Genomic DNA, 7,625 nt, shown 5'->3' on the forward strand with positions numbered 1-7,625 from the left:
TGACACACCGCCTTCGCGAGCAAGCCCGCTCCCACAGGGGAAATGAGGTGTTTCAGGCAAACAATTCGCCCTGCAATTCGTCGAGCAAAGCCTGGATCGCATCCAGCCGCTGCTGCGGGTCATCCAGTTGCAGCAGGTCGATCTTGTCCAGTTCATTGAACGGCAGCAGATAAGCCAGTTGATTGGCCAAGGACTGCTGCCCTGTCGCTTCGGTGCCCATGTTCAAGGCTTCGACCATCGGGTGTTCGGCCAGGGCCTTGAGCAGCGCCACCAGGTCGGCGTCTTCATCCTGGAGCGGTTGTTCCGGCTCGTCTTCCAGCCATTCCACTTCGGCGACGGTCAGTTGGTCGGCCTGGACGCTGCTGCTGTGCACCAGAAACCGCCGCCCGCCCTGCACGCGAATGCCCAGCAGGCCGTTGTCCTGCTGGGAGAAGTCGGTGATCAGCGCTTCACAGCCGACCCGCGCATAGCCGTCCGGTGCGATGCCGACCTCCTCGCCATCGAGGATGCACACCACGCCAAACCCTTCGCCCTTCTTCATGCAGCGCCCGATCATGTCGAGGTAACGCGCCTCGAAAATCTGCAAATCGAGGATGCAACCGGGGAACAGCACAGTGTTCAATGGGAAAAGCGGCAAGCTCATAACCAGTTCCTTAGACTGTCATCGACACAACCAGCGGCAGCAGCACCGCCGTGGCCACGCCCATCAGACTCATCGCCAGCGCCGCGAAGGCACCCGTTTCTTCACTTTCCTGCAACGCCACGGACGTTCCCACGGCGTGGGCCGTAAGCCCCAGCGCCATGCCCCGGGCTTCAGGGCTATGGACCCCCAACCGGTTCAGGATGCCCGGCCCGAAAATCGCCCCGAGCACGCCGGTGATCAACACGAACACCGCTGCCATGGCCGCCACGCCGCCGATCTGCTCGGCCACCAGCATGGCGATCGGCGAGGTCACGGACTTCGGCGCCATGGTCATCAGGATCATGTGATCGGCGCCAAACGCCCAGCCCAGCACCACCGCAGAACCCGTGGCGAACACCCCGCCTATCACCAGCGTAGTAAAAATCGGCCAGAACAATTGCCGGATCCGTCGCAGGTTCAGGTACAACGGCACCGCCAGGGCGACCGTGGCCGGGCCCAGGAGGATGCTGAGGATCTCGGTGCTCTTGCGATATTCCGCGTAGCCGATGCCGCAACTGACCAGCACGCCGATCAGCAGCACCATCGACATCAGCACCGGTTGCAGGAACACCCAGCGGGTCTTTTCGAACGCGGCCAGCACCAGTTGATAGGCGCCCAGGGTAATCCCGATGCCGAACAGCGGATGGTGGATCACCGAAGCCCAGGCGCCCTGCCAGTCAAACATCATGACGCATCCTCCGCAGCCGGCGCATGGCGTCGGGCCAGGCGTTGCATCAGCACGCCGGTGAAGGCCATGGACAACACCAGCGACAGCACCAGCGCGCCGACAATGGCCCAGAAATCGGCGGCAATCGCCCGGGCATAGACCATCACCCCGACTGCCGGCGGCACCAGCAGCAACGGCAGGTAACGCAGCAGGCTGCCGGCGGCCAGGCTCAGTGGTTCGGCGACTTCGCCGCGCATGATCAGGTAGCCCAGCAACAGCAGCAGGCCGATGATGGGCCCGGGCAACACCGGCAAGAACAAATGATTGATCGCAGTGCCCAGCAATTGGAACAACACCAGCCAGGTCAGGCCCCGTAGCAACATCCGCTCTCTCCCCTGCAACACGTACCCATTGAATGCGCCCGCATTATAAGCACGCCCGCGCTATGGTTCGGCATTCGTAAAAAGCATGGTCGATGACCTTCGTTGTCCGCCATGTTGATCTACAGTGGTTCCCCGGGGGCCGAGGCCGCCGTTTCCAGAAAAAGATAAAACCGATGAACCAAGGAGAGTCTCAATGCCCTATGTTCCCGTTGCAGCGCTCAAAGATTATGTCGGCAAGGAACTTGGACGTTCCGACTGGCTCACCATCGACCAGGAACGCATCAACCTGTTCGCCGAAGCCACAGGCGACTTTCAGTTCATCCACGTCGATCCGGTCAAGGCCGCACAGACACCCTTCGGCAGCACCATCGCCCACGGGTTCCTGTCGCTGTCGCTGATGCCCAAGCTGATGGAAGACATCCTGATCCTGCCCGAGGGCGTGAAGATGGTGGTCAACTACGGGCTGGACAGTGTGCGTTTCATCCAGCCGGTGAAGGTCGATTCCAAGGTCCGACTCAAGGTCGACCTGGTGGACGTCACCGAGAAAAAACCCGGCCAATGGCTGCTCAAGGCCACCGCCACCTTGGAAATCGAAGGCTCGGAAAAACCGGCCTACATCGCCGAGCCGCTGTCGCTCTGCTTCGTGTAAACCCAATGCGGTGGCGAAACCGCTCGGGCAGTTTCGCATCGCTTCTCTATATCTGACGCGCATAGCTGCGGCATACTCGTGGCCTGATGACCTGGATCCCGTTATGCGCTTACTTGTCCCCCTGACCCTGACCCTGTTGCTCACCGCCTGCGGCGACGGCGAATCGCCGCTGCCTCCCGACGCTCGCCTGCCCGACGGCGGGCGCTATCGCGGCGACCTGGTGGACGGCTTGCTGCAAGGCCAGGGGCGCATCGATTACCCCAACGGCAGCTGGTACGCCGGGCAGTTCGACAAGGGCCAGTGGCATGGCACCGGGGAATGGCACGGCAGCAATGGCGAGATCTATCGCGGTCAGTTCCAGCAGGGCCTGTTCCACGGCCAGGGCAGCCTGAGCACGCCAACCAGCAGCTACACCGGCGGTTTCAAGCAAGGCCGGCGCGACGGCGAAGGCACGCTCAAGGAAAACGGCGTGACCTATCGTGGCGAGTTCAAGGCCGACCGCTACTCGGGCCTCGGGCGCCTGGAACTCGCCGACGGCAGCCAGTACCAGGGCCCGTTCGCCAACGGCAAGCCCAACGGCGAGGGCCAGCGCTTCGATGCCGCTGGCAACCAGTTCACCGGTCATTTCGTCGATGGACAGCTTCAAGGCAGGGGCACCTTCAACAGCGCCGAGGGCGATGTCTACGTCGGCGGCTTCAAGGACAACCAACTCAACGGTCGCGGTCGCTATGAAAATGCCGATGGCGATGTCTGGACCGGCCAGTTCAAGGACGGCGCGCTCACCGGCAAGGGCGAACTGACGGGCGCCGATGGCAGCCACTACCTCGGCCAGTTCAATGAATGGCGCTTCACCGGCCAGGGTCGCCTGAACCTGCCCGACGGCAGTTTCTACATCGGCGGGTTCGAAAACGACGCCTATCACGGACGCGGCACCCTGGTGCTGACCGACGGCACCGTGCAGGACGGCACCTGGGCCAACGGCCAGCGGGTGCGCGACGCGGATGGCCGGCTGTTGCCGGACGTGCTGGAGCTCGGCCTGCTGGCCCAGGGCCGGCTGCTGGACGAAGCCCTCGCCAATATCCCGGCCTCAACACCTGCCGTGGAACTGTACAGCCTGACCCTGGGCGGTGACGGCAAGCAGAGCGTGTTCCTGCGCGAATCCGACTATGTCGCCAACATGCTCGCCAGCCGCTTCGGCGCATTCGGGCAGATCCGCCTGGTGAATCACCGCGACCACCTAGGCGACCGGCCCATGGCCAGCCGCGAAACCCTGCGCCGTGCCATCGCGACCCTGGCCGAACGCAGCGGCCCGGAGGACCTGGTGTTCATCTACCTGACCAGCCATGGCACCAGCGAGCACGAACTGGTGCTCGACCAGCCGCGCATGGAACTGGCCGACCTACCCGCCGACGAACTGGCGGCGGTCCTGGCGCCGTTGAAGAATCGCGACAAAATCGTGGTGATCTCGGCGTGCTACTCCGGTGGTTTCATCCCGGCGCTCAAGGATGAACGCACGCTGATCATGACCGCCTCACGGGCCGACCGGGTGTCCTTCGGGTGCTCCGAAGAAGCCAACTTCACCTACTTCGGCGATGCCCTGTTTGCCCAGGCGCTGAACCAGACCGACGACCTGGAGCAGGCCTTCAAGCGGGCCAAGGCCACCGTGGCCGAGCGAGAGCAGGCGGACAATTTCGAAGCCTCCGAACCGCAGATCTGGGCCCCCCGGACCGTGGTTTCCCACTGGCAGTTGCTGCGCAAGCAGCAGGCACGCAAAGCATTGCAAAGTACTGCATTGAACGACGGGGCCATAAAGAGCAACTAAGCTGAACCGTATCAAGGGGGAAACACTATGTACTTGACGCCTCAGCATGTTTTGCTCGCCGGTGCGACCGGGCTGACCGGGGAACATCTACTGGATCGGCTGCTCAACGAGCCGACCATCACCCGGGTCCTGGCACCTTCACGCCGGCCATTGGCCGAACACTCGCGCCTGGAAAATCCGGTTGGGGAACCGGCCCAGGTATTGCCGCAACTCAGTGGCCAGGTCGACATCGCCTTTTGCTGCCTGGGGACGACCATCAAGAAGGCCGGCTCCGAGCAAGCCTTCCGCGCCGTGGACCTGGAGCTGGTCGTGGCCTTCGCCAAGCGCGCCAGGGAACTGGGGGCGCGGCACCTGATCGTCATCAGCGCGCTGGGGGCGGACGCCAAATCGTCGATCTTCTACAACCGGGTCAAGGGCGAGATGGAGGCGGCGCTGAAAAGCCAGGGCTGGCCGCAGTTGACCATCTGCCGTCCTTCCCTGCTGTTGGGCGAACGCGTCGAGCCGCGCCTGGCCGAGCAACTGGCCGGGCCGCTGTCGAAACTGATCCCGGGCAAATACCGCGGCATCGAAGCCTGCCAACTGGCCCGCGCCATGTGGCGCCTGGCGCTGGAGGAGCAGGACGGGGTGCGGGTGGTGGAGTCGGATGAGTTGCGTAAGTTGGGGAAATAGAGGCTGCCTGATCGGACGCCTTCGCGAGCAAGCCCGCTCCCACAGTTGATCGAGTGTCTCCAGAATGAACGCAGCCCCCTGTGGGAGCGGGCTTGCTCGCGAAGGGTTCACCACCATCCTCAGCCAAACACAGCCCCCTGTGGCGAGGGAGCTTGCTCCCGAAGGGTTCACCACCATCCCTCAGCCAAACACAGCCCCCTGTGGCGAGGGAGCTTGCTCCCGCTGGGCTGCGAAGCGGCCCCAAGGCTTTTTTGAGCTCAGAAGACGACTGCTGCGCAGTCGAGCGGGAGCAAGCTCCCTCGCCACGAGGTTCGCGGCGCTGTTCACATTCCGCCTGTCGCCTGAAACCCCACCCCCATCGCGGTAAACAACGACAACGGCAGCAACAAGGTGTCGAGCAACGCACTGCCCGGCAGATCAATGCCCGGGTAGCTCGGCGCCTCGGCACCAAAGCGGTCCTTGGCGCAGCAGCCTCCGTTAAGGGCATAGAGATCCAGCCGCGTCCCGGCGTACACCACCGGCGCGCCGGGCTTGGCGGCGTCGAGGGTGCGGGCGGTGGCGCAGCCGGTCAGTTGCAGCGCCAGCAGCGCCAGCAGCACCATCAGCAGCTTATTCATCGCTGCTCAAATGATGCTCGCCCCAGCGCGGCAGCATGTCTTGGGGGATGTTCAGCAGATTGAGAATCCGCGCTACCACAAAATCGATCAGGTCATCGATGGTCTGCGGCTGGTGATAAAACCCCGGCGAGGCCGGCAGGATGGTCACGCCCATGTTCGACAACTTGAGCATGTGCTCCAGATGAATGCTCGAATACGGCGCTTCCCGCGGCACCAGGATCAACTGCCGGCGCTCCTTGAGCGTGACGTCCGCCGCCCGTTCGATCAGGTTGTTGCAGGCCCCGGTGGCAATCGCCGACAGCGTGCCGGTGGAACATGGCACTACCACCATCGCCGCCAGCGCGCCGGAGCCCGAGGCCACCGGCGACATCCAGTCTTCCTTGCCATACACCCGGATCTGCCCCGCCGCAGCTCCCGTGTATTCGGTGAGGAAGGCCTGCATCATCTGGGTCTTGGGCGGCAGGGTCACGTCGGTTTCCGTCGCCATCACCAACTGCGCCGCCTTGGAAATCAGGAAATGCACCTCGCGGTCTTCGCGCACCAGGCAATCGAGCAGGCGCAAGCCGTACTGGGCGCCGGACGCCCCGGTCATCGCCAGGGCGATGCGTTCCGGACCGTTGCTCATCGCAGCGCCTCGGCCAGTTTGCCGTGCAGGCCGCCGAAGCCGCCATTGCTCATGATCACCACGTGGGTGCCGGGCTGGGCCTGGCTCTTCACGCGTTCGATGATGCCTTCCAGCGAATCGCTGACAATCGCCGGCACTGTGCATAACGCAGCGGTAGCGCCCAGGTCCCAGCCAAGGTTGGCCGGTGCGTACCAGATCACCTGATCGGCATCCACCACGCTTTCCGGCAGGCCATCACGGTGGGCGCCGAGCTTCATGGAATTGGAACGCGGCTCGATGATGGCAATCAGCGGTGCGTCGCCGATGCGCTTGCGCAAGCCGTCGAGGGTGGTGGCGATGGCCGTTGGGTGGTGGGCGAAGTCGTCATAAATGGTGATGCCGCGCACTTCGGCGACTTTTTCCATGCGGCGCTTGACGCTCTTGAACGCGCTCAACGCCGCGATACCCATGGACGGCACCACGCCAACATGACGGGCAGCCGCCAGGGTCGCCAGAGCGTTGGCGACGTTGTGCTGGCCGGTCATGTCCCACTCGACCACGCCCTGGGACACGCCTTCGAACATGACTTCGAACTGCGAACCGTCGTCCTTGAGCAACTTCACCTGCCACTGCCCGCCCGCGCCGGTCGTCTGTACCGGAGTCCAGCAACCCATTTCGATCACTCGCTGCAAAGCCGGCTCGGTGGTCGGATGGATTACCAGGCCTTCGCTCGGGATGGTCCGAACCAGATGATGGAACTGCCGCTCGATGGCTGGCAGATCGGGAAAGATGTCGGCGTGATCGAATTCAAGATTGTTCAAAATGGCGGTGCGTGGGCGGTAATGGACGAATTTCGAGCGCTTGTCGAAAAACGCGCTGTCGTACTCATCGGCCTCGATCACGAAGAACGGCGTGCCACCCAGGCGCGCCGACACCGAGAAGTTCTGCGGCACACCGCCGATCAAGAAACCCGGGCTCATGCCGGCGTGTTCCAGTACCCAGGCGAGCATGCTGCTGGTGGTGGTCTTGCCGTGGGTACCGGCCACGGCCAGGACCCAACGGCCCTGCAACACGTGGTCGGCCAGCCACTGCGGCCCGGACACATAGGGCAGGCCCTTGTTCAGCACGTACTCCACCGCTGGGTTGCCACGAGACATGGCGTTGCCGATGACCACCAGGTCGGGCGCCGGATCCAGCTGCGCCGGGTCATAGCCCTGGGTCAGTTCGATGCCCTGGGCCTCCAACTGCGTGCTCATCGGCGGGTAGACGTTGGCGTCGGAACCGGTCACGTGATGGCCCAGTTCCTTGGCCAGGACCGCCATCGAACCCATGAAAGTGCCGCAAATACCGAGAATATGGATGTGCATAGTCGACCTCGTAAAACATGGCCGCAGGTTAGCCTAGGGAGGGGGAAATCGCACCTTGTGTTTGGAATTGACCGCAACGCAGATCACTTCCCCTGTGGGAGCGGGCTTGCTCGCGAAAGCGGTGGGTCATTCAACAGATGCGTCGTCTGACACACCGCTTTCGCG

The 7,625-nt window shown here is 63.4% G+C and carries 9 protein-coding genes; 3 read left to right on the top strand and 6 right to left on the bottom strand.

What is annotated here, in order from left to right; translation table 11 throughout:
• Positions 1-52 precede the first annotated feature (52 nt).
• Genes RGM2987_RS01005 through RGM2987_RS01015 form a run of 3 tightly spaced genes read right to left on the bottom strand, consistent with a single transcriptional unit; the run spans position 53 to position 1,732 of the window.
• Positions 53-643 carry an LON peptidase substrate-binding domain-containing protein gene (locus RGM2987_RS01005; protein ID WP_245138254.1) on the bottom strand — a complete coding sequence of 197 codons (591 nt, stop codon included), beginning with the start codon at positions 641-643 and terminating at the stop codon, positions 53-55.
• A 10-nt stretch (positions 644-653) separates the two neighbouring features.
• On the bottom strand, positions 654-1,370 hold the full coding sequence (locus tag RGM2987_RS01010) for an LrgB family protein (protein WP_245138255.1): 717 nt from the start codon (positions 1,368-1,370) through the stop codon (positions 654-656).
• Positions 1,367-1,732 carry a CidA/LrgA family protein gene (locus RGM2987_RS01015; protein ID WP_245138256.1) on the bottom strand — a complete coding sequence of 122 codons (366 nt, stop codon included), beginning with the start codon at positions 1,730-1,732 and terminating at the stop codon, positions 1,367-1,369. Before RGM2987_RS01015 ends, RGM2987_RS01010 begins: the two co-directional genes overlap by 4 nt.
• Positions 1,733-1,925: 193 nt before the next feature.
• Here RGM2987_RS01015 and RGM2987_RS01020 point away from each other — a divergent pair, with 193 nt between their 5' ends.
• From RGM2987_RS01020 to RGM2987_RS01030, 3 genes are all read left to right on the top strand, one after another.
• Positions 1,926-2,381, top strand: a complete 456-nt coding sequence (locus RGM2987_RS01020; RefSeq protein ID WP_245138257.1) for a MaoC family dehydratase — start codon at positions 1,926-1,928, stop codon at positions 2,379-2,381.
• Between the two features lie 103 nt (positions 2,382-2,484).
• Positions 2,485-4,203 (top strand): C13 family peptidase, encoded by a 1,719-nt coding sequence (locus RGM2987_RS01025; protein ID WP_245138258.1) that lies wholly within the window; start codon positions 2,485-2,487, stop codon positions 4,201-4,203.
• A 27-nt stretch (positions 4,204-4,230) separates the two neighbouring features.
• The gene (locus RGM2987_RS01030) at positions 4,231-4,872 is read left to right on the top strand and encodes an oxidoreductase (RefSeq protein ID WP_245138259.1); all 642 of its coding nucleotides are present in this window, start codon (positions 4,231-4,233) and stop codon (positions 4,870-4,872) included.
• A 323-nt stretch (positions 4,873-5,195) separates the two neighbouring features.
• On the opposite strand, the gene RGM2987_RS01035 is transcribed toward RGM2987_RS01030, so the two are convergent.
• The 3 genes from RGM2987_RS01035 to mpl are packed head-to-tail and all read right to left on the bottom strand — an operon-like array spanning position 5,196 to position 7,460.
• A complete protein-coding gene (locus RGM2987_RS01035; protein WP_245138260.1) occupies positions 5,196-5,489 on the bottom strand; it encodes a YceK/YidQ family lipoprotein in 294 nt (97 codons plus the stop codon).
• Positions 5,482-6,114, bottom strand: a complete 633-nt coding sequence (ubiX, locus tag RGM2987_RS01040; RefSeq protein WP_245138261.1) for a flavin prenyltransferase UbiX — start codon at positions 6,112-6,114, stop codon at positions 5,482-5,484. The genes RGM2987_RS01035 and ubiX overlap by 8 nt, the downstream gene beginning before the upstream one ends.
• A complete protein-coding gene (gene mpl / locus RGM2987_RS01045) occupies positions 6,111-7,460 on the bottom strand; it encodes a UDP-N-acetylmuramate:L-alanyl-gamma-D-glutamyl-meso-diaminopimelate ligase (protein WP_245138262.1) in 1,350 nt (449 codons plus the stop codon). Before mpl ends, ubiX begins: the two co-directional genes overlap by 4 nt.
• Between the last annotated feature and the right edge of the window lie 165 nt (positions 7,461-7,625).

Origin of the sequence: Pseudomonas sp. RGM2987, assembly GCF_022952855.1 — a bacterium.
Taxonomy (GTDB): Bacteria; Pseudomonadota; Gammaproteobacteria; order Pseudomonadales; family Pseudomonadaceae; genus Aquipseudomonas.

Bases quoted from the DNA above. Each gene is read 5' to 3' on its own strand.
- RGM2987_RS01005 (WP_245138254.1), bottom strand. From the start codon at position 643: ATGAGCTTGCCGCTTTTCCCATTGAACACTGTGCTGTTCCCCGGTTGC.
- RGM2987_RS01010 (WP_245138255.1), bottom strand. From the start codon at position 1,370: ATGATGTTTGACTGGCAGGGCGCCTGGGCTTCGGTGATCCACCATCCG.
- RGM2987_RS01015 (WP_245138256.1), bottom strand. From the start codon at position 1,732: ATGTTGCTACGGGGCCTGACCTGGCTGGTGTTGTTCCAATTGCTGGGC.
- RGM2987_RS01020 (WP_245138257.1), top strand. From the start codon at position 1,926: ATGCCCTATGTTCCCGTTGCAGCGCTCAAAGATTATGTCGGCAAGGAA.
- RGM2987_RS01025 (WP_245138258.1), top strand. From the start codon at position 2,485: ATGCGCTTACTTGTCCCCCTGACCCTGACCCTGTTGCTCACCGCCTGC.
- RGM2987_RS01030 (WP_245138259.1), top strand. From the start codon at position 4,231: ATGTACTTGACGCCTCAGCATGTTTTGCTCGCCGGTGCGACCGGGCTG.
- RGM2987_RS01035 (WP_245138260.1), bottom strand. From the start codon at position 5,489: ATGAATAAGCTGCTGATGGTGCTGCTGGCGCTGCTGGCGCTGCAACTG.
- ubiX (WP_245138261.1), bottom strand. From the start codon at position 6,114: ATGAGCAACGGTCCGGAACGCATCGCCCTGGCGATGACCGGGGCGTCC.
- mpl (WP_245138262.1), bottom strand. From the start codon at position 7,460: ATGCACATCCATATTCTCGGTATTTGCGGCACTTTCATGGGTTCGATG.